24 protein-coding genes and 3 pseudogenes are annotated in these 25,913 nt (G+C 71.4%); 13 read left to right on the top strand and 14 right to left on the bottom strand.

Features of this window, described 5'->3' with window-relative positions:
- Positions 1-106: 106 nt before the first annotated feature.
- Positions 107-628, bottom strand: a complete 522-nt coding sequence (locus tag ACZ5NH_RS30080) for a GNAT family N-acetyltransferase (protein ID WP_468779598.1) — start codon at positions 626-628, stop codon at positions 107-109.
- Here ACZ5NH_RS30080 and ACZ5NH_RS30075 point away from each other — a divergent pair.
- Together ACZ5NH_RS30075 and ACZ5NH_RS30070 are read left to right on the top strand one after the other, a co-directional pair.
- Positions 627-1,217, top strand: coding sequence for a helix-turn-helix domain-containing protein (locus ACZ5NH_RS30075; protein WP_468779596.1), 591 nt, complete (start codon positions 627-629; stop codon positions 1,215-1,217). The genes ACZ5NH_RS30080 and ACZ5NH_RS30075 overlap by 2 nt on opposite strands.
- Entirely contained in the window at positions 1,214-2,077 is an 864-nt protein-coding gene (locus ACZ5NH_RS30070; RefSeq protein ID WP_468779594.1) for an RICIN domain-containing protein, read from the top strand. Before ACZ5NH_RS30075 ends, ACZ5NH_RS30070 begins: the two co-directional genes overlap by 4 nt.
- 50 nt (positions 2,078-2,127) lie before the next feature.
- Here ACZ5NH_RS30070 and ACZ5NH_RS30065 read toward each other — a convergent pair whose 3' ends face one another.
- Positions 2,128-2,712 (bottom strand): helix-turn-helix domain-containing protein, encoded by a 585-nt coding sequence (locus ACZ5NH_RS30065; RefSeq protein ID WP_468779592.1) that lies wholly within the window; start codon positions 2,710-2,712, stop codon positions 2,128-2,130.
- Between the two features lie 119 nt (positions 2,713-2,831).
- Here ACZ5NH_RS30065 and ACZ5NH_RS30060 point away from each other — a divergent pair, with 119 nt between their 5' ends.
- Genes ACZ5NH_RS30060 through ACZ5NH_RS30050 form a run of 3 tightly spaced genes read left to right on the top strand, consistent with a single transcriptional unit; the run spans position 2,832 to position 5,090 of the window.
- Positions 2,832-3,668, top strand: coding sequence for an EamA family transporter (locus tag ACZ5NH_RS30060; RefSeq protein ID WP_468779590.1), 837 nt, complete (start codon positions 2,832-2,834; stop codon positions 3,666-3,668).
- 28 nt (positions 3,669-3,696) lie between these two features.
- Positions 3,697-4,344 carry an FMN-binding negative transcriptional regulator gene (locus ACZ5NH_RS30055; protein ID WP_468779588.1) on the top strand — a complete coding sequence of 216 codons (648 nt, stop codon included), beginning with the start codon at positions 3,697-3,699 and terminating at the stop codon, positions 4,342-4,344.
- A 38-nt stretch (positions 4,345-4,382) separates the two neighbouring features.
- Positions 4,383-5,090, top strand: a complete 708-nt coding sequence (locus ACZ5NH_RS30050; protein WP_468779586.1) for a B3/B4 domain-containing protein — start codon at positions 4,383-4,385, stop codon at positions 5,088-5,090.
- A 36-nt stretch (positions 5,091-5,126) separates the two neighbouring features.
- On the opposite strand, the gene lpdA is transcribed toward ACZ5NH_RS30050, so the two are convergent.
- Positions 5,127-6,539 carry a dihydrolipoyl dehydrogenase gene (gene lpdA / locus ACZ5NH_RS30045; protein WP_468779745.1) on the bottom strand — a complete coding sequence of 471 codons (1,413 nt, stop codon included), beginning with the start codon at positions 6,537-6,539 and terminating at the stop codon, positions 5,127-5,129.
- A gap of 182 nt (positions 6,540-6,721) precedes the next feature.
- Here lpdA and ACZ5NH_RS30040 point away from each other — a divergent pair, with 182 nt between their 5' ends.
- Entirely contained in the window at positions 6,722-7,591 is an 870-nt protein-coding gene (locus ACZ5NH_RS30040) for a helix-turn-helix domain-containing protein (RefSeq protein WP_388631349.1), read from the top strand.
- Between the two features lie 22 nt (positions 7,592-7,613).
- On the opposite strand, the gene ACZ5NH_RS30035 is transcribed toward ACZ5NH_RS30040, so the two are convergent.
- From ACZ5NH_RS30035 to ACZ5NH_RS30015, 5 genes are read right to left on the bottom strand one after another with little or no spacing between them, the layout of a single operon-like run.
- Positions 7,614-8,804 carry a thiolase family protein gene (locus tag ACZ5NH_RS30035; protein ID WP_468779584.1) on the bottom strand — a complete coding sequence of 397 codons (1,191 nt, stop codon included), beginning with the start codon at positions 8,802-8,804 and terminating at the stop codon, positions 7,614-7,616.
- Positions 8,801-9,445: a CoA transferase subunit B gene (locus tag ACZ5NH_RS30030; protein ID WP_468779582.1), complete on the bottom strand. Its 645-nt coding sequence runs from the start codon at positions 9,443-9,445 to the stop codon at positions 8,801-8,803. The genes ACZ5NH_RS30035 and ACZ5NH_RS30030 overlap by 4 nt, the downstream gene beginning before the upstream one ends.
- Entirely contained in the window at positions 9,442-10,200 is a 759-nt protein-coding gene (locus ACZ5NH_RS30025) for a CoA transferase subunit A (RefSeq protein ID WP_468779581.1), read from the bottom strand. Before ACZ5NH_RS30025 ends, ACZ5NH_RS30030 begins: the two co-directional genes overlap by 4 nt.
- A 12-nt stretch (positions 10,201-10,212) precedes the next feature.
- Positions 10,213-11,985 carry an FAD-dependent oxidoreductase gene (locus ACZ5NH_RS30020; protein WP_468779579.1) on the bottom strand — a complete coding sequence of 591 codons (1,773 nt, stop codon included), beginning with the start codon at positions 11,983-11,985 and terminating at the stop codon, positions 10,213-10,215.
- A gap of 17 nt (positions 11,986-12,002) precedes the next feature.
- Complete coding sequence (locus tag ACZ5NH_RS30015; RefSeq protein WP_468779577.1) at positions 12,003-13,931, bottom strand: maleylacetate reductase and hydroxyquinol 1,2-dioxygenase domain-containing protein; 1,929 nt, start codon at positions 13,929-13,931, stop codon at positions 12,003-12,005.
- Positions 13,932-14,050: 119 nt separating this feature from the next.
- Here ACZ5NH_RS30015 and ACZ5NH_RS30010 point away from each other — a divergent pair.
- The 4 genes and pseudogenes from ACZ5NH_RS30010 to ACZ5NH_RS29995 all read left to right on the top strand — a co-directional run.
- Positions 14,051-14,164, top strand: a pseudogene (locus ACZ5NH_RS30010) (DNA-binding response regulator); the annotation flags it as partial.
- Positions 14,165-14,233: 69 nt separating this feature from the next.
- Positions 14,234-15,394: a hypothetical protein gene (locus ACZ5NH_RS30005; RefSeq protein ID WP_468779575.1), complete on the top strand. Its 1,161-nt coding sequence runs from the start codon at positions 14,234-14,236 to the stop codon at positions 15,392-15,394.
- Positions 15,395-15,584: 190 nt separating this feature from the next.
- The gene (locus tag ACZ5NH_RS30000) at positions 15,585-17,882 is read left to right on the top strand and encodes an FUSC family protein (protein WP_468779573.1); all 2,298 of its coding nucleotides are present in this window, start codon (positions 15,585-15,587) and stop codon (positions 17,880-17,882) included.
- A gap of 168 nt (positions 17,883-18,050) precedes the next feature.
- Complete coding sequence (locus tag ACZ5NH_RS29995) at positions 18,051-20,120, top strand: SpoIIE family protein phosphatase (protein WP_468779571.1); 2,070 nt, start codon at positions 18,051-18,053, stop codon at positions 20,118-20,120.
- Positions 20,121-20,390: 270 nt separating this feature from the next.
- Here the strand turns inward: ACZ5NH_RS29995 and ACZ5NH_RS29990 are convergent, their stop codons facing one another.
- The gene (locus ACZ5NH_RS29990; RefSeq protein WP_468779569.1) at positions 20,391-20,807 is read right to left on the bottom strand and encodes an aldehyde dehydrogenase family protein; all 417 of its coding nucleotides are present in this window, start codon (positions 20,805-20,807) and stop codon (positions 20,391-20,393) included.
- Positions 20,808-20,853: 46 nt separating this feature from the next.
- Positions 20,854-21,201: pseudogene (locus tag ACZ5NH_RS29985) on the bottom strand (aldehyde dehydrogenase family protein); the annotation flags it as partial.
- Between ACZ5NH_RS29985 and ACZ5NH_RS29980 the strand changes: the two are divergent.
- Positions 21,109-21,672 (top strand): TetR family transcriptional regulator C-terminal domain-containing protein, encoded by a 564-nt coding sequence (locus ACZ5NH_RS29980; protein ID WP_468779743.1) that lies wholly within the window; start codon positions 21,109-21,111, stop codon positions 21,670-21,672. The pseudogene ACZ5NH_RS29985 and the gene ACZ5NH_RS29980 sit on opposite strands and share 93 nt — an antisense overlap.
- A 64-nt stretch (positions 21,673-21,736) precedes the next feature.
- On the opposite strand, the gene ACZ5NH_RS29975 is transcribed toward ACZ5NH_RS29980, so the two are convergent.
- The gene (locus tag ACZ5NH_RS29975; protein WP_451556539.1) at positions 21,737-22,084 is read right to left on the bottom strand and encodes an antibiotic biosynthesis monooxygenase family protein; all 348 of its coding nucleotides are present in this window, start codon (positions 22,082-22,084) and stop codon (positions 21,737-21,739) included.
- 202 nt (positions 22,085-22,286) lie between these two features.
- Here ACZ5NH_RS29975 and ACZ5NH_RS29970 point away from each other — a divergent pair.
- A pseudogene (locus ACZ5NH_RS29970) lies at positions 22,287-22,382 on the top strand.
- A 150-nt stretch (positions 22,383-22,532) separates the two neighbouring features.
- Here ACZ5NH_RS29970 and ACZ5NH_RS29965 read toward each other — a convergent pair.
- The 3 genes from ACZ5NH_RS29965 to ACZ5NH_RS29955 all read right to left on the bottom strand — a co-directional run bounded on the left by ACZ5NH_RS29965 (position 22,533) and on the right by ACZ5NH_RS29955 (position 24,503).
- The gene (locus ACZ5NH_RS29965) at positions 22,533-23,051 is read right to left on the bottom strand and encodes an NUDIX domain-containing protein (RefSeq protein WP_468779567.1); all 519 of its coding nucleotides are present in this window, start codon (positions 23,049-23,051) and stop codon (positions 22,533-22,535) included.
- 163 nt (positions 23,052-23,214) lie between these two features.
- Positions 23,215-23,721, bottom strand: a complete 507-nt coding sequence (locus tag ACZ5NH_RS29960) for a GNAT family N-acetyltransferase (RefSeq protein ID WP_468779565.1) — start codon at positions 23,719-23,721, stop codon at positions 23,215-23,217.
- Positions 23,722-23,795: 74 nt separating this feature from the next.
- Positions 23,796-24,503 carry a TetR/AcrR family transcriptional regulator gene (locus ACZ5NH_RS29955; protein WP_468779563.1) on the bottom strand — a complete coding sequence of 236 codons (708 nt, stop codon included), beginning with the start codon at positions 24,501-24,503 and terminating at the stop codon, positions 23,796-23,798.
- A 151-nt stretch (positions 24,504-24,654) separates the two neighbouring features.
- Here ACZ5NH_RS29955 and ACZ5NH_RS29950 point away from each other — a divergent pair, with 151 nt between their 5' ends.
- On the top strand, positions 24,655-25,878 hold the full coding sequence (locus ACZ5NH_RS29950) for a saccharopine dehydrogenase family protein (protein ID WP_388631315.1): 1,224 nt from the start codon (positions 24,655-24,657) through the stop codon (positions 25,876-25,878).
- The last annotated feature ends 35 nt before the right edge of the window (positions 25,879-25,913 follow it).

The raw sequence follows: 25,913 nt of genomic DNA, 5'->3' as shown, positions 1-25,913 counted from the left end.
GCCTTCGACGGCGTGAGCACCTCGCTCTCACCGCGTGCGGCCGCGAGTACGGTCATCCCGCCGGAGCGCTGCCCGTGTGACGTCGCCGAGTCCGCTCTCGGCCGGCTCAGCCGAGGGCCAGCCGCATGAGCGTCAGGTCGAGCCATCGGCCGAACTTGACGCCCACCTCCGGCACGGTACCGACGTGCCGGAACCCGAACCGCTCGTGCAGCCGGATCGACGCGGCGTTCCCGGCTTCGATGCCGGCGATCACGACATGGTGGCCGGCCTCGCGCGCCGAGTCGATGAGCGCCGCCAGCAGCGCGGATCCGATACCGAGCCCGTGCCGGTCCGCACGGACGTAGACCGAGTCCTCGACCGTGTGGCGGTATCCGTCCAGTTCCCGCCAGGGGCCGTAGACGGCGAACCCGGCCACGTCACCCGCCGTCTCGGCCACGAACGCCGAGCCCCGCTCCAGGTGGTTCGCGAGCCACGCGACGCTCTCGCAGGCGGACTGCGGGGTCTGTGTCCACAGGGCCGTGGAGTGCTCGATCGCGTGGTTTCGGATGGCCCGGACGGCTTCCACGTCACCGGGCAGCGCCTTGCGGACGGTGACGGCCGCAGAGCTTCTCTCGTATATTGGATTCATGTCCAACATAGTAGATCCCCTGGTGGGGCGGATCGCTGCCCGAGTCCGCACCGAACGCGAACGGCGCCGGTGGACCCTGGCCCAGCTCGCGGACGTCTCCGGTGTGTCGCAGGCCATGATCAGCCGCATCGAGCGCGGGGAGAGCAGCCCCACCGCCGTCGTGCTGGGCAAGCTGTCGGCCGCGTTCCAGCTCAGCATCGCCTCTCTGCTGGCCCTGGCCGAAGGGACGCCGGACGACTCGCAGGGCGGGGCAGGTGTGCGCCGAGGGGCGGACACGGCCGAGTGGCGGGACCCTGGCACGGGTTACCGGCGCCGCCAGATCACCGGCCCGCGCTTTCCCGCCGAGGTCGCCGAGATCCGCCTGCCCGCGGGCGCCCAGGTGCCGTATCCGGCCGCCGCCTTCGCCTTCGTCCGACAGGTCGTCTGGGTCCTGGACGGCCACCTGACCTTCCGCGACGGCGACACGGTCCACGAACTCGGCGCGGGGGACACCATAGAACTCGGCGAGCCCGCCCAGCGCGTCTTCGCCAACACCACCGACACGGAGTGCCGCTACGCGGTGATCATCAGCCGCGGCACGCAGCCGTGACCCGCCCTCTCTCCCGGGGCGGCACGTTGGTCCTCGCCTCCACAGCCGGTACGGCGATCGCGAACAACTACGCCGTCCAGCCCGCGCTCACGGCCGTCGCCGCCGAACTGGGCGTCCCCCTCTCCGTGATCGGCCTCGTACCGACCGCCGCGCTCGCCGGCTGCGTGACCGGCTGCGCGCTTCTGCTGCCCCTCACCGACCTCGTCGCCCCCAACCGTCTGGTGGCTGCCCAGCTCACCGCCCTGGCCGCCGCCCTCACCCTCGCGGCCTCAGCGGCCGGCCCGGTCGTGCTCCTGGCCGCGTATCTGCTCATTGGCGCTGCCGCCAGTGTCGCGGCCCAGGGGGTCTCCAACGGCTCGATCACCGTCCCGGTGAGCATGAACGCCGCCGACGGCTACCACCTGACGATCACTCCCAGCGGCACCTCCACCTCGCTGGCCGGCCGCTATCAGATCACCAACAAGAACAGCGGTCTGGCCCTGGACACCCAGAACGAGGGCACCGCGCAGGGCGCGCCCGTCGTCCAGGCGACCTCGACCACCGGCACCGACCAGAACTGGACACTGGTGACCGCGGGTTCGGGTCTCTACAAGATCGTGAACCAGAAGTCCGGCCTGTTCCTCGGCATCCAGAACATGAGCACGGCCGACGGCGGCACGGCCCTGATCTGGGGCGACAACGGAACCGCCGACCACCTCTGGCAGTTCGTCCCGTCCGGAGACGGCTCCTACAAGATCGCCGACTACGACAGCGGCCTGCTGCTCGGTGTCGACAAGATGAGCACCGCATCCGGCGCCCAGGTCCTCCAGTGGGACGACAACGGCACCGCCGACCATCAGTGGAAGCTGACCTCACGCTGAGGCCGGAACCAGAGACGAGTGCGCCCCCGGATGTCGGCCGGGGGCGTACTTCACGTGGTGGCGGCAGGGCCGGGCGGCAGGTGGACCGTCATGATTAGGTGGCAGGTCTCGGTGCCCGCGCCCCGGTAGGTGTGCGGGATGTCGCCGTCGAACGTGGCGGTCTGGCTGGCTTCGACGGTGTGTTCCGCGCCGTCGGCGATCAGGGTCATGCGGCCCGAGGTGACACTGACGGTCTCCACGACGCCGGCCTGGTGGGGGTGGCTCGGATACTCCTCGCCCGGTTCCAGCCGCCAGCGCCAGACCTCGACCGGGGCGGGGCCGGAGGTCGTCAGCATGAGGCGGGCCTCGCTGCCGTGCTCTCCGGTCCACAGGGGCGCGACGGCGTCGCCGGACACCACGCGGACGCGGCCTTCGGGCGGCCCCTGCATCAGCGCGGACACCGAGATGCCGAGGGTGTCGGCCAGCCGGACCAGGGTGGCCAGATTGGGGTTGCCCTGGGCCTTCTCCAGTCCCACGAGGGCACCCTTGCTGACCTGGGCGCGCCGGCTGAGTTCGTCCAGGGACAGCCCGGCGCGGACGCGGGCCGCCCGGACGTTGTGCGCGACCGACCGCAGGGCGGCGGCTGTCTCGGTCACCTGATCACCGTCCTTACCTATGCCTTGAGTACTGGAATGTACTGCACGGTCATTCGGTTGACACGGGATGGTCGGTCCGTTGTACCGTGTGGTCGTTCCGTTGACCTCAAGGATGTGCTGTGATCGCTCTGCTGCTGGCCCTGGGCAGCTCACTCGCGTACGGATGCGCCGACTTCCTCGGCGGCCTCGGCGCCCGCAGAGCGCATGTGCTGCGGACCGTGCTGGTCGCGGCCCCGGCCAGTCTCGCGGTCGAGCTGCTGCTGTGGCCGGTGCTCGGTGCCTCGTTCGGCTCCGGAGCCCTCGCCTGGGGCGCCGCGTCCGGGATCGCCTCGGCCGCCGCGTTCGCCCTGCTCTACCGCACCCTGGCGCTCGGCCCGATGAACGTCCTGTCGCCGGTGACCGCGCTGGTCTCCGCCGCGCTGCCCGTCGCCGTCGGCCTGCTCCAGGGCGAGCAGCTGACCGTCGCTGGGCTGGTGGGACTGCCGCTCGCCCTGGTCGCGGTGGTGCTGGTCAGCGCCGGGCACGGTGCGGGCTCGGCCCGCCCGTCCCGCTCGGCGCTCCTGCTGGCCCTCGGCGCCGGCGTCGCCATCGCCCTCCAGCTGGTCTTCCTGCACCAGGCGCCGTCCGACAGCGGCGTGGCCCCGCTGATCATCGGCCGCGCCGTCTCCTCGGCCGTCACGCTGGCCGCCGCCGGGCTGCTGCGCCGCAGGCTCGGCACGGAACGCCCGGCGTACGCCGTGTCGGCGGCGGCCGGCGTGCTGGACTCGGTGGCCAACCTGCTGTTCCTGCTCGCCGCCCGCAGCGGGGACCTGACCGTCGTCGCCGTGATCACCGCCCTCTACCCGGCCGGCACGGTCCTGCTCGCCCGCGGTGTGCTCGCCGAACGCATCGACCGCGGCCAGCTCGTCGGCCTGGGCGCCGCCGCCGTGGCCGTCAGCCTCCTGGCCCTGACCTGAGCGGGCCTGCACAACCAAGGAGAAGAGCATGCTCGTTCACCCCTGGGACGCCGCCCTGGAAGACGCCGAATGGCAGACCTGGATCGCGGACGGCCACGATTTCGGACAGCTCGGCGTCAACGGCCTGCCGGGCAACCCGCCCACGGTCGTCCCCACCCACTTCACCTGCCACGGCAACCACCTCCTGGTCCACCTGGCCAAGCCCAACCCGGTCTGGCAGGCGATCGAGCACGACCCGAACGTCGTCCTCACCGTCATAGGCGACTACGCCTTCATCCCCGGCCCCTGGCGTGCCAGGCCCGGCACCCCGCCCACCGACGGAGTCCCCACCAGCTACTACGCGGCCGTCCAGTTCACCTGCCGCGCCCATGTCGTCGACGACCCCGAGGCCAAGGCCGATCTGCTGCGCCGTCAGCTGGCCCACTTCCAGCCCGGCGGCGACCACGCCCCCGTCGCCGCGGACCAGCCGCCGTACGGCCGGATGCTGTCCGGCATCCGCGGCCTGCGCCTGGAAGTCACCGATGTGCGGGCCAAGTTCAAGTACGACGACCACAAACCGGTCGAGCACCGAGCCGCCGTCGCCGACCGCCTCACCGAGCGCGGCCAGGGCCTGGACGTGCCCACCGCACGCCAGCAGTTGCGCCGCCTCGATCGCATCGGCCCCTGGAAGCCCTGAACCGCCCCGTCCGAACACAGGAAACGGAACCTCCGCGCATGCCCGCCTTCCGCATCGCCTCCGCCGTGGCAGAAGCCTTCCCCGGCACCCTCATCGCCCTGGTCACCGCAAGCGGCCTGCGCGGCCATGAGCCCTGGCCCCACACCGCCGCCGCCCTGGAGGAGCTGGAGCAGCAACTCGCCGACGGCACCTGGCACCCCGCCGACGAGACCGACCCCCGCATCGAGGCCTGGCACGCCGCCTACCGCTCCTTCGGCACCAACCCCCGCCGTATCCGCCCCAGCGTCGACGCGCTCGGCCGCCGCCTCGCCAAGAAGGGCAGCCTGCCGCGCATCAACCCGGCCGTCGACTCCTACAACTCCGTCTCCGTCCGGCACGGTCTACCGGCCGGCGCCTTCGATCTGGCCCATGTCACCGGTGACGTGGACATCCGCCACGCGGACGGCACCGAGTCCTTCACCCCGCTCGGCGAACCCGGCACGATCGAGAACCCCAAGCCGGGCGAGGTCGTCTACGTCGACACCACCGGCGTCCTCACCCGTCACTGGAACCACCGGGACGCGCACCGCACCCGCGTCACCGAGGACTCCACGCACATCGCCTTCGTCCTCGAAACCCTCCGCGCGGACCGGGACGGTGACCTCCTCAAGGTCGCGGCCGACGAGTTGCAGGGTGTGCTCGCCCCGCACGCCGGCCAGACCGCCGTGCACTACCTGAGCCCGACCCAACCGCAGGCCACTGTCTGAGCCCGCGAAGACGAGGGGGCGGAGTGTCGGCGTCGGTCACAAGTTGATCATGTGTCCGGCCAGGCCGTGGACCGCCTCCTGGAGCGCCTCGCCGAGCGTCGGGTGGGCGTGGACGTTGCGGGCGATCTCATGGACGGTGAGGTCCCACTGCTGGGCCAGGGTCAGCTCGGGCAGCAGCTCGGTGACGTCCGGGCCGATGAGATGCCCGCCGACCAGCTCGCCGTACCTCGCGTCGCTGATCAGCTTCACGAAGCCGGTGGCGTCGCCCAGGCCGTGCGCCTTGGCGTTCGCCGTGAACGGGAACTTTGCCACCTTGACGTCGTAGCCCCGTTCGCGCGCCTGTGCCTCGGTGTAGCCGAAGCTCGCGATCTGCGGCTGGCAGAAGGTGGCCCGCGGGATCATCGCGTAGTCCAGCTCCATGGTCTCCGCGTCCGCGAGCGTCTCGGCGGCGATCACACCCATCGCCTCGGCCGCGTGCGCGAGCATCAGCTTCGCGGTGACGTCCCCGATGGCGTAGAAGTGCGGCACGTTCGTACGGCAGCGGCCGTCGACGTCGATCGCGCCGCGCTCGGAGACCTGCACGCCGGTGTTCTCCAGGCCGTAGCCGCTCACGTTGGGGGCGAAGCCGAGCGCCTGGAGGACCTTGTCGGCCTCCAGGATCTGCTGGGAACCGTCCTTGCCGGTGACCGTGACGCGGACCCGGGGGCCCGATTCGTCGATGGAGTCGACGCGGGTGGAGGTGAGCGCGTCGATGCCCAGCCTGCGGTACTGCTTGGCGAGTTCGGCGGAGACCTCGGCGTCCTCCAGCGGGGCGAGGCGGTCCAGGAACTCGACGATCGTGACCTTCACGCCGTAGCTGTGCAGGATGTAGGCGAACTCGACGCCGATCGCGCCGGCGCCCGCGATGATGATCGACTGCGGCAGGTCCTCGGCGAGGATCTGCTCCTCGAAGGTGACCACGCGGGAGGTGCGCCGGGTGCCGGGCAGCAGTTTGGGTGTGGCACCGGTGGCGATGACGCAGTGGTCGAATCCGATGGTGCGCGGGTCGCCGTCGGAGCCGGACACCTGGAGGGTGTGCGGGTCGAGGAACGTGCCGTGACCGTCGATCTCCGTGATCTTGTTCTTCTTCATCAGGTAGTGCACGCCCTTGACCCGGCCGTCGGCGACCTTGCGGCTGCGTCGGAACGCCTCGCCGTAGTCGAAGGACACCTGTCCGTCGACGCGGATGCCGAAGGTCTTCGCCTCGCGGGTGACGATGTGCGCCAGCTCGGCGTTGCGCAACAGGGCCTTGGTCGGAATGCAGCCCACGTTCAGGCAGATGCCGCCCCAGTACTTCCGCTCGACGACGGCGACGCGTTTGCCCAGCTGGGCGGCGCGGATCGCGGCCACATAGCCACCGGGGCCGGCCCCGAGCACCACCACGTCGAAGCGGTCGTCCTGCTCGTCCACCATCGATGCCTCCTGCAGTGGGACGCGTTCGGGCTCCGGCCAGAGTTCCCCGTTCGACGCAGGCGGCAAACAGCGGGGTCGTCCCGGCGGTCGTGGACGTCACCCGCGCGACCGGGGTCCTTCTCGATGGCCGACGCCTGGTTTATCCTTCAACCATATGGGTGTCGTGAGGAGGTCGCACCGTGACGGAACTCGGCCTGGCCGACACGGTCGGCATCCTGCGACAGCCCGGTGTGCGGACTCGGCACAGCAGCTCAGGGCTCGGATGGGACCGGCTGTATCTCTCCGCGCAGGTGGAGCAGCCCTACCGTGCGGCCTTCGACCCGGCCCCCACCCATCTGCTGATCCTGCACCTCAGCGGCCCCGTCACCGTGCGGCGGGGGCAGGGGGCGGACAGGCGGTCACGGGCCATCCCGGCCGGTGGGCTCTTTCTGCAGCCGGCCGGCCGGAGTCTCGCCGTGGAACTCGGCGGGCGGCTGGACACCATCCACGCCTACCTCACGGAGGACGTCCTGCGCGACGCGAACGGCGGACGGCCCGTGGAGCTGACCGAGGAGCTCGGGACCAGCGACCCACTCGCCGAGCAGCTCGTGCTCGCCCTGGAGAACGCGGTCCGTTCCTGGGAGCCGTCGGCCCGCACCTACACCGACCAGCTGACCGGGATGCTCGCCGCGCAGCTCGTACGCCGCCACGGCGTCCGCGCGAAGGCGCCTGCGCCCGACCGGTCCGGGCTGTCCGACCGGCAGCTCGCCGCCGTCCGCGACCTCATGGACCAGCGCCTCGCCGAACCGCTGCCGATCGCGGACCTCGCCACGTCGGCCTCGCTGAGCCCGAGCCAGTTCACCCGGAGGTTCCGGGCGAGCACCGGCCAGTCGCCCCACCAGTTCCTGCTCAAGCTGCGCCTGGAGGCCGCGTGCCGGCTGCTGCGCACCACCTCCACCCCGATCGCGGACGTGGCCGCCGCCTGCGGCTTCTCCCACCAGGAGCACCTCACCCGGGTCATGCGCGCCCGACTGGGCACCACCCCGGCCGCACTGCGCCGCTCCGGCTGAGGCGGCCCCTCACGGCCGCCCCTCAGCGCTCCAGTACCAGGGCCAGCGCCTGGCCCACCCCGATGCACAGCGCCGCCAGACCGGTGCCGGTGCCCGCCGCGGCCAGCTGGTGCGCGACCGCTCCGGTGATACGGGCGCCCGACGCGCCCAGCGGGTGGCCGATGGCGATGGCGCCCCCGCGCGGGTTGACCACCTCGGGGTCGAGTTCCGGCAGCGCGGCCAGGCAGGCCAGCGCCTGGGCCGCGTAGGCCTCGTTCAGCTCGATCGTGTGCAGATCACCGGGGGCGACCGCGGACTTGTCGAGCACCTTGCGGATGGCGTCGACCGGTCCGAGTCCGAAGTACTGCGGCTCGATGCCCGTCACCGCCGCCGCCCGCACCCGGGCCAGGGGCTCGCGGCCGATCGCCGAGAGCCCGTCCTCATCGGCGAGCAGCAGCGCGGCCGCACCGTCGTTGAGCGGTGAGGCGTTGCCGGCCGTGATCGTGCCGTCCGTGACGAAGGCCGGCTTGAGCTTGGCGAGTGCCTCCAGGGAGGTGTTGTCCCGGATGCCCTCGTCGCGGGGCAGGTCCACCCCCTCGACGGGGACGACCTCTCCCGCGTACCGGCCCTCGCGCCAGGCGCGGGCCGCGTTGCGGTGGCTGGCCAGGGCGAACGCGTCCTGCGCGTCCCGGCTGACGGCGTACTTGGCCCCGACGAGTTCCGCGCTCTCGCCGAGCGGGATCGTCCACCGTGCCGGCATCCGAGGGTTCACCATCCGCCAGCCGAGCGTGGTCGAGTACAGCTGCTGGTCCTTCGCCGGGAAGGCCCGCTCCGGCTTCGGCAGCACCCAGGGCGCCCGGCTCATCGACTCCACGCCGCCCGCCACCGCGATGGACGCGTCGCCGAGCGCGATGGCGCGGGCCGCCTGGATGACGGCCTCCATTCCGGATCCGCACAGCCGGTTGACCGTGGCGCCGGGCACGCCGACCGGGAGGCCGGCGAGCAGGACGGCCATGCGGGCCACGTCGCGGTTCTCCTCGCCCGCGCCGTTGGCGTTGCCGAGCAGCACGTCGTCGATGCGCGCGGGGTCCAGGCCGGGGCTGCGGTCGACCAGGGCGCGCAGCACACCGGCGGCGAGGTCGTCCGGGCGTACGTCCGCCAGGGCACCGCCGTAGCGGCCGAAGGGGGTACGGACGGCGTCGACTATGTACACGTCACGCGGTCGTTCGATCATCGGTTGCTCCCAACAGGCCTGACGAGGAGTGGGGTATGGGCGGCGATCCGGTCGGCCGCGACACCTGGTGCGACCTCGACGAGTTCGAGCCCGTCGGGCGTGACGTCGAGGACGCACAGGTCGGTGATGATCCGGTCCACGCAGCCACGGCCGGTCAGTGGCAGCGTGCACTCCTGGACGATCTTGGAGGTGCCGTCCTTCGTCAGGTGCTCCATGAGCACCACGACCCGGCCGGCGCCGTGCACGAGGTCCATGGCACCGCCCATCCCCTTGATCATCCTTCCGGGGACCGCCCAGTTGGCGAGGTCGCCGCGGACCGAGACCTGCAGCGCACCCAGGATGGCGGTGTCGATGTGACCGCCGCGGATCATGCCGAAGGAGAGCGAGGAGTCGAAGAAGGACGCCCCCGGCCGTACGGTCACGGTCTCCTTGCCCGCGTTGATGAGGTCGGCGTCGACCTCGTCGGGCGACGGGTACGGCCCGACGCCGAGCAGCCCGTTCTCCGAGTGCAGGACGACGTCGACGCCCGCCGGCAGGAAGTCCGCCACGCGGGTGGGCAGCCCGATGCCCAGGTTGACGTAGTCGCCGTCTTTCAGCTCGCTCGCGGCGCGCGCCGCCATCTCGTCCCTGCTCCAGCTCATCGCTCGCGCACCGTCCTCTTCTCGATTCCCTTGTCGGCCGCCTGTTCGGGGGTCAGCGCGACGACACGCTGCACGAACACCCCCGGCAGATGGATCTCGTCGGGGCCGAGTACGCCCGGCTCGACCAGCTCCTCCACCTCGGCGACGGTGATGCGCCCGGCCATGGCGGCCGACGGGTTGAAGTTGCGGGCCGCGCGCCGGAAGACGAGGTTGCCGTGGCGGTCCCCGCGCGCCGCCCTGACCAGCGCGTAGTCCGTGGTGATGGCGTGTTCCAGGATGTGGTCCACGCCGCCGAAGGACCGCACCTCCTTGGGCGGCGAGGCCACGGCGACCGAACCGTCCGGGGCATAGCGCCACGGCAGTCCGCCCTCGGCGACCTGGGTGCCGACGCCGGTCGGGGTGTAGAAGGCCGGGATGCCCGCGCCGCCCGCGCGCAGCCGCTCGGCGAGCGTGCCCTGCGGCGTCAGTTCGACCTCCAGCTCGCCCGCGAGGTACTGGCGGGCGAACTCCTTGTTCTCGCCGATGTACGAGCCCGTGACCCGGGCGATGCGGCCGGCGGCCAGCAGGATGCCGAGGCCACGGCCGTCGACGCCGCAGTTGTTCGACACGACCGTCAGGCCGCTCGCCCCGCTGTCGTACAGGGCGCCGATGAGCACCTCGGGGACGCCGCTCAGCCCGAAGCCGCCGACGGCGAACGACCGTCCGTCCGTCACGTCCGCCAGGGCCTCCGCGGCCGTGGCCATCACCTTGTCCATCCTGCTTCTCTCCTACCGGGCCAGCACCCGGCGCAGTGCGCCGAGGAGTTCGCCTCGGGCCGACTGCGCGCTCCCGGGGGCGGTGGCGCGGCGCCAGGCGACATAGCCGTCCGGGCGCACCAGCAGCACGCCGTCCTCGGCGATCTCGCCGACGCGGCTCCATTCGCCGTACGCGTCACGGGAGTTGTCGTCCCCGATACGCACCACCCGCAGCGGAACCCCGAGCTCTGCTCGGCACGCGGTCGCGGCCGAGTCCCAGACGCCGCCCGACAGGCCGGTCAGCACGGTGAAAGTGCCGCCGCCGACGACGTCCAGCGTGGACAGCCGCTCGCCCTGGCCGTCGACGAGCCACGCGTGCGGCAGTTTCGCGCCGGGCCGGGTGGTCGGCCGGGTCACCAACTCGCTGTCCGCTTCCCAGACTTCGGCGGGTCCGTCGTCGGGAAGCACGGCTGCGGAGACATAGCGCTGGTTCATCTCGACGCCGTGCGCGTTGAACTCGTAGTTCTTCAGCTGGATCGCCTCTTCGAGCAGACGCCGCTTCTTGGCGCCCTCGGGCGTCGGCGCGCCGATGGCCGCGAGCCCCCCGGCGATGGCCGCGTGGTCGCCGCCACCACCGATGCCGAGTACGTCGAAGATCGGGCCGAACTGGTCCCGGCTGAGGTTGGCCCGCTCGACGATCTGCCGCCCGACAGGGGCCCGTTCGGCGGAGTAGCTGTCGAGCAGCTCGGGGCCGGCCTCGCCGCGGATCACCATCGCGAGCTTCCAGGCGAGGTTGTAGGAATCCTGTATGGAGGTGTTGGAGCCGAGCCCGTTGGACGGCGGATGACGGTGCACCGCGTCGCCCGCGCAGAAGACCCTCCCGGACGCATACGTCGTGGCGTAGGCGTGGTTGACGGTCCACAGCGAGGTGGAGGTGATCTCCACCGGCAGGTCGGGGTCACCGACCAGGTCGCGCACGATCCGCCGCGCCGACTCCTCGTCCACCTCCGGTGGCGGCTGCTCGATGTCGTACCCCCACACCAGCAGCCATTCGTTCCACGGACGGACCATCCGGACCAGGCCCATGCCGATCCCGCCGGTCTCCGCCCCGGGCTGCAGCACCCAGTACAGGACGCTCGGCCGGTGGGCGCAGTACCGGGTGAGGTCGGCCTTGAAGACGATGTTCATGCTGCCGGCCTTGGCCATCCGGCCGTCGAAGGGAAGGCCGAGCTGCTCGGCGACCGTGCTGCGCCCGCCGTCCGCGCCGATCAGGTAGCGGGCCCGCACGGTGAACTCGTCGCCGCGGATCCGGTCGCGCAGCAGTGCGGTGACGCCGTCCTCGTCCTGGGTGAAGCTGAGGAACTCGGTGTCGAAGCGCACCTTGGCACCGCGGGCCGCCGCGTTGTTCGCCAGGATCGGCTCCAGGTAGGTCTGCGGGAGGTCGATCATCTGGCAGGGGCTGGTCGCGGCGTATTCGGTGGCCGACGCGGGCCCCGTGCCCCAGCTGCGGATGCGGCCGATCTCCTGCCCGGTGAGCGCGGTGCACAGCACCGTGTCGCCCATGAGCTGGGACGGGCTGCCGACGGCCAGCGCCTCGGACTCCACCCCGAGATCGCGCAGGACCTCCATGGTGCGCTGGTTGGTGATGTGCGCCCGCGGCGTGTTGGCGAGCCAGCCGTACTTCGTCACCAGCAGGGTGCGGATGCCGTAGGTGGCCAGCAGCAGCGCGGCCGAGCCGCCGGCGGGGCCGCTGCCGACGACGAGGACGTCGGTGTCGTACGCGCGTTGCGCATCGGTGATGGACATGGCTGGGCGCTCCTCGGTCATCCGGCCAGGGGGGCGAGACGGAAGGTGTATGCGAGCCGGCGCCACTCGCCGTCGACCGCGCGGCCGTCGGGGGTGGGACCGGTCTGTGGTGCGAAGTCGACGACGAGCTCGTCCTTGACGCCGAAGACGGTGTCGCTGTCCAGGTAGGCACCGCCCGACACGAACAGCTGCGTCACGAGCCGGCGGTGGCCGGGCGCGTCGATCATGAAGTGCAGGTGGGGCGCGCGGAAGGGGTGGCGTCCGGTCGCCTTGAGCATCTGTCCGACCGTCCCGTCCTGGGGGATCGGGTACTCCGCGGGCAGGATGGACCAGAACGTGATCCGACCCTGTCCGTCGGTGCGCAGCCGGCCACGCAGCACCGGCCCCTCCAGCTCCGGGAGCTGGACGTCGTAGAAGCCGTCCTCGTTGGACTGCCACACATCCACGACCGCGTCCCCGACCGGCTCGCCGGCGGTGTCCGTGATCCGCGCGTCCACCCAGAGCGGGGTGCCGGGCAGCCCTCCGGAGATGTCGCCGCCGTGCGGGGTTTCGGGCGGACCCTCGACGTAGAAGGGTCCGAGCACCGCGGACGGAGTGGTGTGCGGAGTACGGGAGTTGGTGAGCAGATCCACGGCACTGGAGACGCCGAGCGTGTCCGACAGCAGCACGAACTCCTGACGCGTCGGGCTGCAGCTCGCGCCGGTGCGGGTGAGGAAGTCGATGGCGTACTGCCATTCGGCATCGGTGACGTCGTTGGCGGCGACGAAGGTGTGCAGATGCCGGACCAGGTCGCTCAGCAGGGTGCGGACGCGCGGGTCGGCGGCCTGCGCGAAGCTGGCCACGACCTGCTCGGTGAGGCGGGCCAGCTTGGCCTCCGTGGCGGGGGGCGCCTCGGGGCGGCGTCCGTGCCAGGCGCCGGCCAGCAGCTCCGCGATGCCCTCGGTGGTCAGCTCACGCGGGTTCGGGTACGGCGTGGAGGTGGCCAGCTCGGCCGCGCGGGGGAGACCGGCCTCCGGCATGCCGAGGTCGCGCAGCGAGGTGGGGCCGCCCAGGGCGGCGACCAGGTCGTACACGCCGCTGGGCGCGTCGGGCACGCCCAGGGCGTCGGCGATGCGGCGCATCACCTCGGGCACCGCGGGCGCGTTGTGGGCCATGGCGTGCGGGAGGACGACGGTGTGCGTCTCGGCGTGCGGGAGATCGAAGCTGCCGCCGAGGGTGTGGCACAGCTTGTGGTGCAGGCCCATGCCCACGGTGGCGAGGCAGGTCCCGGCGAGCCAGGCCGCGTGCAGCAGATCTGCGCGCGCCGCCAGGTCGGCCGGGTCTGCGGCGAGGCGGGGCAGCGCCCGGGCGATGCGGGAGATCGCGTCGAGGGCCTGCTGGTCGGTCACCGGGTTCGCGTCGGCGGAGTACAGGGCCTCGACGGCGTGGGCGAGCGCGTTCACGCCGCTCGTGACCGTCAGGGACAGCGGCAGGGTGAGGGTGAAGTCGACGTCGTAGACGACGGTCTCGGGCAGGATGTCCGGAGACGACCGGGTGACCTTGCGTCCGTCCCGCGTCTCACCGAGGACGGGGGTCACCTCGGAGCCGGCGTACGTGGTCGGCAGGATCACCTGCGGCAGTCCCGTGCGCAGAGCCAGCGCCTTGGAAAGCCCCGTCGTGGAACCGCCTCCGACGGCGACGATGCCGTCCACGGAGGCCTCCCTGAGCACGTCGAGCGCCTGCTGGGTCACCTCCACCGGGGTGTGCATGGCCGCGCCGTCGAACTCCGCCGCAAGCAGGCCGCCGAGCGCCTGGCGGACCCTGTCGGAGGCTGCCGCGAGGGGCCCACTGGACAGCAGCAGCACCCGGGAGCAGCCGAGCCGCCCGACCTCCTCGCCGAGCCGGCTGACTGTGCCGGCGCCGAAGACCACCCGCGCGGGGTGGGATGTGTAGACGAACGTCCGCATGGAACTGTGCCTCCGAGTGTCATCCGGTCCCGTCGGTCCTTGAGCCACCGAGTATGCGAACGACGTCCGCGTGAACTCCTGCACGATCCGCGCGCTCCACTGCACGAAACACGCGTGCGCGTCTGCGCGACGGCGACGGTGTGACGGTCTCCCGGGAACTGCGCTCTCGGACCGAGTTGGCCTGCCTGATGTCGACCTCCTTCGACGACGAGGAGGCCCGCCTGAATCCGGTACGTCGGTGGGTATGCCGGACAACCGTTGCCACGTTCTCGCCCTCTTCCTCTGTGACCGAGAGGGGGACCATGAGGGCGAGCTGGCAACGGGTGGTGACCGTCGGCGTATGCGGCGGAGTGCTGACGTGTGCGGGTTTGGTGCAGCCGGCGGCGGCCGGCGAAGACCCGCCGAGGATCAGCCAGGCGTACGCGGACCCACACCCCGGAGAGGCCATCGGTATCGATCTGCTCAACTACGACTGGAAGCCGGGCGCGCACCTGGTGGCCGAATCACCGGTCTTCGCGGCACCGATCCCGATGGACAACGAGGCCGGGAACACCGGGGGGTTCGGTTTCAAGGCGCCCATCCCGGCATCGGCCAGACCCGGATCGTATCCGCTCGTCGTCAAGGCCCGAGGCAAGGTCGTGGCCCGTGACACCATCGATGTCAAGCCGATGAAGGGTCCGTCCATCGAGGTGGACGGCGGCAACCCGAGGCGGCCGGGCATGACGGTGAATGTCTTCTTCGACGACCTGTTCCCCGGTGAGCGTGGGTATTCCTTCACGGCTCACTCCACGGCGTTCACCTCGCCGGTCCGCCTCGCACACGACAAGAAGTCCTGGAACAACACCCGTACTTTCAACGCCTTCGACGTGCCGCTGCAGTACACCCTCCATGACGGGACGTACGCGGTATGGGTGACCGATGCGGGCGGCAAGCGGAAGGCCGAGGCAAGGCTGGAGATCCGCTCGGCCCGCCCCGGCGACGACGACTACGTGGGCCAGGCCAAGGGCCCCGCGTTCTTCGGGAAGCAGGGCTACCTGTACGACGCCCGGGCCAAGGGCTTCACGATCGCGGCGGGCAGGACGGTGTACGTCAGGTGGGAGGACGCGCACCCGGACCTCGGGGAGCAGGATCGGATGGCCGCGACATCGCCGGCGTTCCAGACCCCGGCCAAGCTGACATTCGACGTACCCAAGGGCCATGAGGGGGACGACCCGGTCTTCTGGGGCCCGGCACGGATCAAGCCCGGCCTGAAGCCGGGCAGGTATCCCGTCACCGTCGTCAGCCACCACGGGCGGGTGACGCAGACCGGCTACCTCACCGTCACCGTCACCGGCTCCGCTCGCGACGACGGCGGGCACAAACTGCCGACCGCCGCGTGGGCGGGGGCGGCCTGCGGAGCCTTCGTTCTGAGCGCCGCCGCAGTGCTGGTGGCTCGGAGGCGCAGGCGGGCGCCCCTGTCCTGACCGACGACCGACGACCGACGACCGACGACCGACGACCGGCGACCCGGTCCGCCGCCGTCGTGGTTCGCCATGGCCGAGGCGGTCGGTCCACGAGCCATGCGCGGCCTGGTGAGCGCCGGACCCTTAACGTGAGGGAGACGTGTTTCCCGGCTCCGGAACCCAGCCAGGGCCGTGTCGGCGGGAGGTGTCCATGTCCGTGCAGTTCGCGGGGCGTATGCCGACCGCGACGCGCCTGGTGACATGGTTGCGTGAGCGCGATCCGGATCTGGCGGCGACGCGGCGCGCCGCACGGACCGCGATCGTCATGCCGACCCTGTTCGCCCTGTGCAGTCAGGCGCTCCACTCTTCGACGATGGCGAGTTTCGCCGCGTTCGGGTCCTTCTCGATGCTGCTGCTGGTCGACTTCAGCGGTCCGATGGTGGAGCGGCTGCGGGCGCAGACGGCGCTCGCGGTGGCCTGGGCGGTGCTGATCTGCGTGGGGACACTGGTGGCGCGCCAGACCTGGCTCGCCGTCGCCACGACGCTACTGGTCGGCTTTGTCGTCCTGTTCTCCGGCGTCGTCAGCTCACTCCTGGCGGGCAGCACGACCGCGCTCCTGCTGGCGTTCGTCCTGCCGGTCACGACACCGGTGCCGCCGTCCCAGCTGTTCGACCGCCTCGCGGGCGCCGGGCTCGCGGCAGCGGCGGCGCTGCCCGCGGTCTGCCTGCTGTGGCCGCGCCCCGTCGCCGATACGCTCAGCGCGCCTGCCGCCCGGGTCTGCCGCGCCGCCGCCGCACACCTGCGCACGGACGCCGCCGGCCTGGGCGGACTCGGACCCGTGGCCGACGCCGCGCAGCGCCGGGCGGCAGCCGACCGGACCGCCGACGCCGGCGCGGAACTGCGGCGCGTCTTCGACACCACCCCGTACCGCCCGACCGGCCTGTCCACGACCTCGCGCGCCGTGGTCCGCCTGGTCGACGAGCTGACCTGGGTGAGCATCATCCTGGCGGACCGACCGGCCCCCACCGACGGGCCACCGGCCTGCGACCCCGCCGCGCGCACGGCCCGCCTCGTGGCCGCGGACGTCCTCGATCACGCCGCCGACCTCCTGACCGACATGTGCGGGGACGCGGGCCCGCTGCGGACCTCCATGGAGAGGCTGCGAGCGATCATCGCCGGGATGGAGAAGACCTCCACCACGCGCCTGCCCGCCGGCCCCCCGATCGGTGACAGCCCGGCGGAGATCTACGCGTTCATCGCCACACTCGACCCGTCCTTCCGCGCCCAGGAGCTCGGGTACGCCGTCCTGCAGATCGCCGGCAACGTCGAACTGGCCGCCACCGCATGGCAACGCCCCTGGTCAGACCGGCTCCTCGGCCGCGAACCGGCCGCGCTGACCGCGCCGCTGGCCCTGGCCCGCGAAAGGGCCGCGGCGCATCTCGGACCACGCTCGGTGTGGCTGCACAACAGCCTGCGCGGCGCCGTCGGACTCGGCATCGCGGTGCTCCTCGCCGACCTGGCCGGGGTACAGCACTCCTTCTGGGTACTGCTCGGCACCCTGTCCGTAATGCGCTCCAACGCCCTCAACACCGGCCAGCGCGCCCTGCGTGCGGTGCTCGGCACCGTGCTCGGCTCCTTCGTCGGCGCCGGGCTGCTGCAACTCATCGGGCACCACGGCACCGGCCTGTGGTTCCTGCTCCCGTTCGCCATCCTGGTGGCCGGCATCGCCCCCGCCGCCGTCTCCTTCACCGCGGGGCAGGCCGCCTTCACGGTCACCCTTGTCGTGCTGTTCAACATCGGCCAGAACCCCGACTGGCACATCGCCCTGCTCCGCGTGCAGGACATCGGTCTGGGCTGCGCCGTCAGCATCATCGTCGCGCTGTTCTTCTGGCCCCGTGGTGCCACGGCCGCCGTCCACACGGCTCTCGCCGAGGCGTACACCGACAGCGCCCGCTACCTCGTCGACGCCGTGGACTTCGCCCTCGCCCACTGCACCTCCGCGAAGACCCTCGACGAACCCGTGCGGCAGAGCCGCGAGGCGGCGGCCGCCGCCCGCCGCCTCGACGACGCCTTCCGGACCTACCTCGCCGAACGCGGCGCGAAGCCCCTGTCCATGGCGGACATGACGACACTGGTCACCGGCGTGGCCGCCCTGCGGCTGGCCGCCGATGCCGTCGTCTCCCTGTGGCGGGGTTGCGGTCCGGCACCCGGGGACGCCGCCCAGACCGATGCCCACCGCGCAGTCCTCGGCGCCGCATCCCGCGTCGCGCAGTGGTACCGCGGCTTCGCGGCGAGCCTCAGCCGGCGTGCCCCCTCCCCGGACCCCGTCCAGCTGCATCCCGAGTCCGCCGCCCGGCTCGTGGGATCCGTCCGCACCGACCTGGTCGACGGCGGGGGCCAGGCCACAGCCACCGCCGTCCGCATCATCTGGACCCGTGACCACGTCGACGTCGCCCGCCGCCTCCAGCCCAGCCTGGTCGCGGCGGCCCAGGGACGTGGCGGCCACTGATCCGCCGGGTGCCGCGCTCGTGTGCCGGGCCGCTGAGCACAAGGCCGCGTGGCGATGTCAGCGGTCCGTCCAGGTGTGTGCTGGCTCGGTGTGGGGCGACCATGGATGGAGGCAGAAAACCCGCCGGTACGGCACGAGCCGAGGCGCCGAGCGGGAGGGAAATGAGGCATGGGCACGACGGACTCCTCCCAAGCAGGCGACGCCCGGTCAGTGGCGGGTCCCGCCGGCCCGCCCAGCGGGCTGCTCGACCTGCTGGGCGTCGCCGCGGTGGTTCTGAACGCGCAGGGCCGGGTGGTCCTGTGGAGTCGGCAGGCCGAGGAACTGTTCGGCTACACCGCGGCGGAGGCGCTGGGCGAGTACGCGGCTGTGCTGACGGTCCACGAGGAGCACCGGGACCAGGTGATCAAGCTGTTCGCCGAGGTCATGCAATCCGGCACCGACTGGGCCGGGGCCTTCCCGATCCGGCACAAGGACGGCAGCACCCGCCTGGTGGAGTTCCGCAACATGCGGCTGATGGACGACCTCGGTGACACCTATGTCCTGGGCCTCGCCGCGGACCAGGCGGCCGTGGAGCGGGTCGAGCGAGATGCCGCCCTGGCCATGCGCCTGGTGTCCCAGTCCCCGGTCGGGCTGGCCCTGCTGGACCCGGACCTGCGGTACCTGGCTGTGAACCCTGCTCTCGAACGCATCACCGGTCAGTCCGCCGCCGAGCGTCTCGGCCGGCCGGTGGGCGAGGTTCTGACCTATCTGGACACCGACCCCGAGGCACGGCTGCGCCGGGTCCTGGAGACCGGCGAGTCGGTCGTGGACCGGAACATCGTCTGTCGTCCCCCCGCCGACCCGGACCACGACCATGCCTGGTCCGTCTCGTACTACCGGCTGGAGGATTCCAGTGGGCGGGTGCTGGGCCTGGCCTACTCCGTCATCGATGTCACCGAGCGCCATCGAGCCGCTGCCGAGGCGGCGCGGGCCCGGCAACGGCTCGCACTGATCGCCACGGCTTCGGCGTCCGTGGGCACCACCCTCGACCTGGAGACGACGGCGTGCGAGCTCGCCGACGTCGTCGTACCGGTCCTGGCCGATGTGGCGGTCGTGGACATGCTCGACAGTGCCCTGGACGGCCGGACCGCGCCAGGTGAGGGCCCGGCCCTCTTCCGCGCCCTCGCCGTCCGCGCGGCCCACTCCGCCGAGGCGGACCGGGCGGCCGACCCACCAGGGGGAGTCGCCCCCTACGGCAGCGACCGGCTGATCACCCGGTGCGTGCGCACCCGGCAACCGGTCCTGGTGTCCCACACCACCCGTCAGGATCTTGAGCGCATCGCCCGACACGGCGAGGCCGCGTCCCTCCTGGCGGCGGCCGGCGTTCACTCCTACCTGACCGTACCGCTCATGGCCCGGGGCGAAGTCCTCGGCGCCCTCGACCTCAAACGCACCCGGAACCCGGCACCTTTCGACGACGACGACGCCTTCCTCGCCTGGGAGTTGGCTTCCCGGGCCGCGGTCTGCATCGACAACGCCCGCGGATACCAGGCCCAGCGCCAGGCGGCCCTCACCCTCCAGCGCAGTCTGCTTCCCGAGCCGGCATCGCGCCTGCCCGGCCTGGAGGTCGCCTGCCGCTACCAGCCCGCCGGCGCCACGAGCGAGATCGGCGGCGACTGGTACGACGCCATACCTCTCCAGGGTGACCGAACCGCCCTGGTCGTCGGGGACGTCATGGGCAGCGGCATCAAAGCCGCCGCCACCATGGGGCAACTGCGCAGTGCCGCCCGTGCCTTCGCCGAACTCGCCCTCGCCCCCGCCGAGGCCCTACGTCACCTGGACCACCTGACCGAAGGGGTCGAGCAGACCATCACCACCTGCATCTACTGCGTCTACGACCCTCACCAGGGCCAGTGCGAGATCTGCCTCGCCGGCCACCTGCCCCCGGCCCTGATGCGTTTGGGCAACGCAGCACAGCTGCTCGACCTTCCCACCGGCGCACCGCTGGGCGTCGGCGGGGTCCCCTTCGAGGCCGCCACCATCCCCTTCCGCCCCGGCGACGAGCTGGTCCTCTACACCGATGGCCTGGTGGAAACCCGAAGCGAACCCATCGACGCTCGCCTGGACGCCCTCCTCGACGCCCTCACCGCGTCACGCGGCCACGATCTGGAAGCCACCTGCGACCGCGTCCTGGAGATTCTGCGCTCGCCCGGTGGTGAGGACGACGTCGCGCTGCTCATGGCCCGAGCCCAGTCCTGAGCGACCAGGCCGTGGCCGCGCACATGGGGCCCCGGCCCCGGTACTGGCCGCGATCGCCGACCGCAACGACGCCCACTATTTCGGCTCGCTCGACGCCGGTCTGCGTAGACAGCTGCAGGAGTGGATCGTTCGGTCCATCGAGCCCACCGACGAGCCCGACTGGTGGCTCATGTCCACCCCGCTGGGACCGGCCAGGCTGCGCTGCGTGCCAACGCCGAGTTCGGCATCCTTGACCACGACTGCACGACATGCCCTGCCGGTCCGTGCCCGTCACAGCATCACGTGCTTGGCCTGGGTGTACTCGAGCAGGCCGGTGAGGGACAGGTCGCTGCCGTAGCCGGAGTACCGTACGCCGCCGTGCGGGAGTTCCGAGACCGTGGTGCCGTGGGTGTTGACCCAGACGATGCCCGTGCGAAGCGCGCGGCTGGTGCGCATGGCGCGGTCGTGGTCGCGCGTCCACACGCTCGCGGCCAGACCCTGGGGCACGGCGTTCGCCATCCGGAGCGCTTCGGACTCGTCGGCGAACGGCTGGACGGTGACGACCGGGCCGAACACCTCGCTCTGCACGATCTCGTCCTCCTGGCGGGCCCCGGCGATCACCGTCGCGGGGTGGAAGTAGCCGGGGCGGTCCAGGGGCGTGCCGCCGGTGACGATCCCGCAGTGTTCGGGGGCGGGCCAACAGACCAACTACGGAGGCGAGTTGGGCCGAGTTGGCGAGCGGGCCGAAGTCGGCGCGCGCCTCGTCCGGGGCTCCGGGCAGCCGCCGTGCGGCGGCCTGGGTGAAAGCGGCGAGGAGGGTGTCGTGGATCCGGTGATGAACGAGGATCCTGGTGGCCGCCGTGCAGTCCTGGCCCGCGTTGTAGAAGGCCGCCATCGACAGCTGCGCCACGGCCTCGTGGAGATCGGCGTCCTCGTGGACCAGCACCGGTGCGTTGCCGCCGAGTTCGAGGTGCAGCCGCTTGAGGTCGGCCGAGGCCGCGGCGGCGATCTGCTGTCCGGCGCGGACGCTGCCGGTGACGGCGACCAGCCGGACGTGCGGGTGGGCGACGAGCGAACGCCCGGTGTCCCGGTCGCCGCACACGACGTTGAGCACGCCGGACGGCAGGTGCTCGGCGGCCAGCCGGGCCAGGAATGCGGCACGGCCCTCGACGTGGACCGGGACGCGGAGACGGCGCCGACGGCGGTCATCCTGGCCCGCATCGTGCGCAACCTGCTCCCGACCGATCCCGAACTGCAGCAGGACTGGCGACTGTGGCAGGAACTGTGGGTCCGCGCGCTGCGCGACGAGGCGACCCGGGCCTATGCCGTGGACCTGTACGCACAACTGCACGCCTGGGTGGCCGACACCGTACGGCGTGGCATCGCGTCCGGTGAGTTCACCCCGACCGACGTGGACGACCTCTGCACGCTCGTTCTCTCCCTGAGCGACGGCTACGGCATCCGCCTCATGCTCCGCGACCCCACCGTCACCCAGGACATCGCCCTCAGGTCCGTCTGGCGCCACGTGTCCGCCGCGCTCGGCCTGCCGGACACCTTCCCCGAGTCCGGCTAGGAGCGTGAGCGAGTCGGTGGCCACGAAGGTGTCGGTGCCGCAGGTCGGTGGAGGCCCGGAACCGCTACAGATCTGCCGGGCGGGTAAACCCGTAGGAGCGCTCGACCTTGGCCACGTGGAGCGAGAACGAGGCATACCAGTGCTCGCGCCCGTGCGCACGGGCCAGGGCGTGCTCGGCGTGATCCCGCCACGCGGCAATCGACTCCTCGTCCCTCCAGTACGACACCGTGATCCCCAGGCCGTCCGCACCGCGAGCGGAATCGACACCGAGGAATCCCGGCTGGTCGGCAGCCAGTTTCATCATCCGCTCGCTTCTCTCCGCGTAGCCGTTGTCGCCGGCGGTCCGCACGGCGGTGAACACCACGGCGTAGTAGGGAGGGGCGGGCAGCGGGGCAGGCGCAACATCGGTCACGGAGGTCCTCCAGCAGACGACACCGGCAGTATCGCCTCAAACGATCTCGCGCACCCACCTGACCTCACAACCCTCTTTCGGGCGGTGCCCCCTTCTGGTGGTCCGGCCTGGTGTCAGGGCTGCGTCAGAGCCCTGTCAGCCGCTCCTGCCAAGGTTGTTGATGTGAACGGCGGTGCGGGAGAACGGACTGCCGGGAGCATCGGGAGAGGTGCCCGGAGCGGCTTATCGGGGACCAGCGAGCAACGCCTCACGGTCGGATCCCTCGGGATCCACGCAGGTTCGAATCCTGCCCTCTCCGCCCAACGACCCGCATGAGACGGAGCGAGCTAGTCGTCGTCAACCCGGCACCCTGGCCAGGGGGTTTCTGGACCGCTGAGCACGACAACTGTCGTCAGATTCGTATCGTTCTTGCGTCTACCGCGCCTATTGCAAGCAAAGGCGGGCAAGGTCAGGACTGTGCGGTCCGGAACGCGAGGTACCGGCTGAAGGCTTCGTGGCTGTCGGGGGTGAAGCGCCACTCCAGTAGGGCCGACCGCAGCTCCGGCTCCGTCAGCCAGCCATGCCAGGCGACCTCATCGGGATCGGGGACCACGGCATCCGGCACCACGGCATCCGGCACCACGGCTTCGTGCACGCCGAGCCAGTGAGGGCTCAAACCGCTGCGGTTGAGGAACGTGAACAGCAAGCGCGGCAGCACACGAGTGCCCAGCTCTTCAGCCAGCTCCCGCGCGGCGGCCTGTTGATAGGACTCACCGACATCCACGGCACCACCGACCACGACCTCGTAGAACCCGGGGAAGCGCGACAGCTGCTCCGACCGGCGGTGGACGAGGATCCGCCCACGCTCATCACGACACACCGTCACGGCGACCCGGTGCAGCCAACCTTCCCGGACGGCCTGCCGGCGGCTGACCACCACCCCCAGCACACGGTCTTGATCGTCGACACGCTCCACCAGTTCATCCACGACGCACACCCTGGCAGAGCCCACTGACAACGCCGCTTCCCGGCGACTCGTGGAGGGCGTCCCGAGAGCACCTGCACCAGGAGGTCGGACGCGGATGACGACAGTTGTCGTGCAAATACGACACCTATCGTTCTCAGGCTCACCACATCGGGACCGGCCAGTCTCACGTCCCTGGCGTGATGCGCTTGCAAAAGCACACGCGATCCTGGCCGGGGCCGTCGTAGTCGCTGTGCACCGGCAGGCCGTCAACGTCGCGGTCGCCCGCTTCGAGATCGAACCCCATGGCGCGGTGAAACGCGATGGATCCGGCATTCACCGGCGAGGTGACCGCGCGCACCCGCCGGCGGCCCGCTCCGGCGGCACGCTGAAAGAACGCCGTGTACAGGCCGCGGGCCACGCCCTGCCCGCGCAGGCTCGGGCTCACTCCCACGAAGTGGATATAGGCGTCATCCGCGTTGTCCGCGGAATAGAAGCCGACCAGGAAGGCCTTGATGCCCTCATCGTCTTCCACCACCAGGCTCGTTCGGGAGAAGGACTGCAAGAACAGCTTCGGCAACGACAGGGACAACTCACGGGACTGTTCAGGCGTGCGTGAGTCACCCCACCACTTCTGCACGCATTCGACGATCCTGCCGTGGTCGGAGACACGAGCCTGGCGCACGTCTGACATTTCCCTCCCTTTCGGACCTTCACATTCACCGCCCCTCCCCGGCCATGGGGGACTCGGTGGCGGAGCCGTGAGTGTCATGCCCCCGATCGGGGGAGTTGTGCGGCGATGTGTTCCAGCAGTATCTCCAGGGCGGCCGGATAGGCGCTGTGCGGCATGTAGCGGGCCAGCAGGTGTGCCGTGGCGGCGATGTTCGGATGCGACTCGGCGGGCAGGCGGGCATAGGTGGAGTGCCACATCTCCTCGTCGCCCGCGCGGGCCTCGTCCGCCAGCGCGAGCGATCCGGCGTCGAGCGCGGCGAAGGCGAGACTCTGGTCGATGAAGGCGTGGTACACGCGGACCGCCACGGGGTCGGGCAGCCCGGCGCCGCGCAGGATGCCGAGGATGGTCTCGTCCACCGCGATCTCGCGAGGCCTTCCGGTGACCCGGCTGGCGGTGAGGACGGCGGCCTGCGGGTGGGCGAGGTAGGAGGCGTGGATGGCGAGGCCCAGCGCGCGCAGGTCCGTGCGCCAGTCCCCGGTGGCCGTCCAGCTGTCGAGAGCCCTGCCCATCAACTCGTCCCCGATGGCCCGGGCCAGATCGTCCATCCCGGCGAAGTAGCGGTAGAGGGTGCTCGGATCGGCGCCCAGCGCCGCGCCTAGTCGGCGTGCCGTCAGCCCGGTGCTGCCGTGCTCCCGCAGCACCCGCAGGGCGGTCCGCACGATGATCTCCTCCGACAGCACGGTGCCGCCGCGCGTGGGCCGCCGCCGCTGCCGTGCCGCCTCCGGCACCACCTGCTTCGCCATCTCGGTCGTCCTTCCGCCGCCGGCCGCGAGTCGCCTGCGCCCACCCTCCGCCCGGCCTACCTTATGCCAACGGGGTTGACCTTATATCCCGGCGTCGCGTTGCATCGAGCCCGTCCGGAGGCGCCCGCCTCCCGGGAGAAAGGTGTGTGACATGCGCGTACTTCTGGTGGGTGCGGGAGGTGTCGGGACGGCCGTCACCCGGATCGCCGCTCGCCGCGAGTTCCTCGCCCACATGATCGTCGCCGACTACGACCTCGTCCGCGCCGAGACCGCGGTCGCGGCACTGGGCGAGCAGGGCGCCCGGTTCAGCGCGCGACGGCTGGACGCCTCGGACCAGGACGCGGTCCGCCGGATGCTCGTCGAGGAGCGGTGCGACGTGCTGCTCAACGCCACCGACCCCCGGTTCGTGATGCCGCTGTTCCGGGCCGCCCTGGAGGCCGGCGCGGACTACCTGGACATGGCGATGTCACTGTCCGCACCGCACGGCTCGCGCCCCTATGAGCAGTGCGGTGTCAAGCTCGGGGACGAACAGTTCGCACTGGCCCGGCGCTGGGCAGAGGCGGGACGGCTGGCACTGGTGGGAATGGGCGTCGAGCCGGGCCTGTCCGATGTCTTCGCCCGGTACGCGGCAGACGAACTCTTCGACGACATCGAGGAGATCGGTGTCCGGGACGGCGCCAACCTGACGGTCGAGGGCTACGACTTCGCGCCTTCCTTCAGCATCTGGACGACCATCGAGGAGTGCCTCAACCCGCCGGTGGTGTATGAGAAGGGCCGCGGCTGGTTCACCACCGCTCCGTTCAGCGAGCCCGAGGTCTTCGACTTCCCCGAGGGCATCGGCCCGGTGGAGTGTGTCAATGTCGAGCACGAAGAGGTGCTGCTGATTCCCCGCTGGGTGGAAGCGCGGCGCGTCACGTTCAAGTACGGGCTCGGCGACGACTTCATCGCCAAGCTGAAGACGCTTCACCAACTGGGCCTGGACTCGACGGCCAGGGTGAGCGTGCCCGGCGACGATGGACCCGTACAGGTCTCGCCGCGGGACGTGGTCGCCGCGTGCCTGCCCGATCCGGCCGGCCTGGGCGAGCGGATGACGGGCAAGACCTGCGCCGGTACCTGGGTCAAGGGCACCAAGGACGGCGCGCCGCGTGAGGTGTACCTGTACCACGTGGTCGACAACCAGTGGTCCATGCGCGAGTACGGCTCGCAGGCGGTCGTCTGGCAGACGGCGGTCAACCCGGTCGTCGCCCTGGAACTGCTGTCCACCGGCGCCTGGTCCGGCACCGGCGTGCTCGGTCCGGAAGCCCTGCCCCCGCGCCCGTTCCTGGACCTGCTCACCGAGTACGGCTCTCCCTGGGGCCTGCGCGACGACAGCTGAGCACGCTGTCCTCATCGCCCGACAGGCAGCGGCGC

The organism is Streptomyces sp. NPDC031426 (assembly GCF_055581585.1).
This window is presented reverse-complemented; position numbering and strand designations above follow the sequence as displayed.

What these genes read in the sequence shown, in the direction of transcription:
- ACZ5NH_RS30075 (WP_468779596.1), top strand. Translation starts at nt 627, where the DNA reads ATGTCCAACATAGTAGATCCCCTGGTGGGGCGGATCGCTGCCCGAGTC.
- ACZ5NH_RS30080 (WP_468779598.1), bottom strand. Translation starts at nt 628, where the DNA reads ATGAATCCAATATACGAGAGAAGCTCTGCGGCCGTCACCGTCCGCAAG.
- ACZ5NH_RS30055 (WP_468779588.1), top strand. Translation starts at nt 3,697, where the DNA reads ATGCTCGTTCACCCCTGGGACGCCGCCCTGGAAGACGCCGAATGGCAG.
- ACZ5NH_RS30050 (WP_468779586.1), top strand. Translation starts at nt 4,383, where the DNA reads ATGCCCGCCTTCCGCATCGCCTCCGCCGTGGCAGAAGCCTTCCCCGGC.
- ACZ5NH_RS30035 (WP_468779584.1), bottom strand. Translation starts at nt 8,804, where the DNA reads ATGATCGAACGACCGCGTGACGTGTACATAGTCGACGCCGTCCGTACC.
- ACZ5NH_RS30030 (WP_468779582.1), bottom strand. Translation starts at nt 9,445, where the DNA reads ATGAGCTGGAGCAGGGACGAGATGGCGGCGCGCGCCGCGAGCGAGCTG.
- ACZ5NH_RS30025 (WP_468779581.1), bottom strand. Translation starts at nt 10,200, where the DNA reads ATGGACAAGGTGATGGCCACGGCCGCGGAGGCCCTGGCGGACGTGACG.
- ACZ5NH_RS30020 (WP_468779579.1), bottom strand. Translation starts at nt 11,985, where the DNA reads ATGTCCATCACCGATGCGCAACGCGCGTACGACACCGACGTCCTCGTC.
- ACZ5NH_RS30015 (WP_468779577.1), bottom strand. Translation starts at nt 13,931, where the DNA reads ATGCGGACGTTCGTCTACACATCCCACCCCGCGCGGGTGGTCTTCGGC.
- ACZ5NH_RS30005 (WP_468779575.1), top strand. Translation starts at nt 14,234, where the DNA reads ATGAGGGCGAGCTGGCAACGGGTGGTGACCGTCGGCGTATGCGGCGGA.
- ACZ5NH_RS30000 (WP_468779573.1), top strand. Translation starts at nt 15,585, where the DNA reads ATGTCCGTGCAGTTCGCGGGGCGTATGCCGACCGCGACGCGCCTGGTG.
- ACZ5NH_RS29995 (WP_468779571.1), top strand. Translation starts at nt 18,051, where the DNA reads ATGGGCACGACGGACTCCTCCCAAGCAGGCGACGCCCGGTCAGTGGCG.
- ACZ5NH_RS29960 (WP_468779565.1), bottom strand. Translation starts at nt 23,721, where the DNA reads ATGTCAGACGTGCGCCAGGCTCGTGTCTCCGACCACGGCAGGATCGTC.
- ACZ5NH_RS29955 (WP_468779563.1), bottom strand. Translation starts at nt 24,503, where the DNA reads ATGGCGAAGCAGGTGGTGCCGGAGGCGGCACGGCAGCGGCGGCGGCCC.
- ACZ5NH_RS29950 (WP_388631315.1), top strand. Translation starts at nt 24,655, where the DNA reads ATGCGCGTACTTCTGGTGGGTGCGGGAGGTGTCGGGACGGCCGTCACC.